Genomic DNA, 1,519 nt, shown 5'->3' with positions numbered 1-1,519 from the left:
ACTCTCAAAAGAATTGCTGGATTTATTTTAACTATATTCTGTTCAATTTTCAAAGACCATATTTTGTTATCGCTTCAAGCGACTTCCTTATCTTATCACTCACTCAACTTTATGTCAACAACTTTTTTCAAAGTTTTTTGACTTAGTTTCGTTAGCAACGAGACTTATCTTATCACCTATCAAAACAACTGTCAAACACTTTTTTATCTTGTGTTTTTGTTGTTTCGCATCAGCGACGAGATTTATCTTATCACTATAATTCTATATAAATTAATCTATTTTTACTACTTTTGATTAATTAATCTATGTATGCTTAATATTACTCTATTTTTCTAAGTATTACTACTATTGATACACTAGGAGTAGTGGTATATTAATACAAGTATACTTATCCACTTACTTAACATAATCCACAATATTTACATATACTATTTATGAATTTACTAACATAATTAACATTATCAACATAGTATTTAAAATGAAAAATAACCTTCTAAAATTATCATTTTAAAATTTAATCTGTTCTCTTTCTAAGTAAATTTTTATTTGCTTCTGTATTTTTTTAATTTTGCTCAAATGAAATTCCTTCATCTATATTTGAAATATATCATATTCCTAAAGATAGACTATTATCTAATACTATTATTATTTGTAACATTAGTAATTTATTTAAATATTCATTGCCTATAATTTTCATAGAATTATTTTATTTTTCTTTAAGATACAGTATATCCCTCATATCTTCTTACTAATCATAAGACTTAATACATGTTAATTTATATCATATATTTCATATTAGTATTATTTAAATATTTCCCATTGTAGATAGAATATTTACATTGTCTAATAAGCAACTATATATTCTCAATGATTTCATTTCTTAATATTTTTTATTAATTACATATATTCTATTAATTGCATATATTCTATTACTATATGAGCTTATTCTGTTAATAATAAAATACTTATTAGACAAAATTCAATATAAATGAATTTGAATTATTATCATTTACCAATCTATCTATAATATTATTATCTATTTTACTCGCCATTTATATAACTTGCTACTCTTCTTGTATATGATTTCTTATATAATATTCAATTACATTTTTATTTCTTCATTTGTATATCTACATAATAACCCTTGCCTTTTATACTTTTGTACGAAACCAATTTGATATTCATAATTCCATTTATTATATAACAAACTATTGTTATTCATTAAAATATCTCTCCTTTGATAATTTAAATTCATTGTAAAAACTCAATATATTTTTACCAAAGTACGCTTTTTATCTCATACAAAGCTATAAAATAAAATTTTTAAATATCCCTATCTAAGTTGTCATATTCTTTATACGACAAAAAAACACTTAAGATAAACTTAAGTGTTTTTACTAACCAGGCAACGTCCTACTCTCCCACACAGTCTCCCGTGCAGTACCATTGGCGCTGTAGAGCTTAACTTTCCTGTTCGGAATGGGAAGGAGTGTTTCCTCTACGCCATCATCACCTGATA

At 24.0% G+C, this 1,519-nt stretch carries 1 rRNA gene; it reads right to left on the bottom strand.

Features of this window, described 5'->3' with window-relative positions:
* Positions 1 to 1,400: 1,400 nt before the first annotated feature.
* Positions 1,401 to 1,517 (bottom strand): 5S ribosomal RNA (rrf, locus tag LQE93_RS16675).
* Positions 1,518 to 1,519: the final 2 nt, after the last annotated feature.

It is taken from the genome of Clostridium sp. NSJ-145 (assembly GCF_021044725.1).
Classification (GTDB): Bacteria; Bacillota; Clostridia; order Clostridiales; family Clostridiaceae; genus Clostridium; species Clostridium disporicum_B.
Note: the sequence above shows the minus strand (reverse complement) of the source record. Positions and strands in the feature narration are given on the sequence as shown.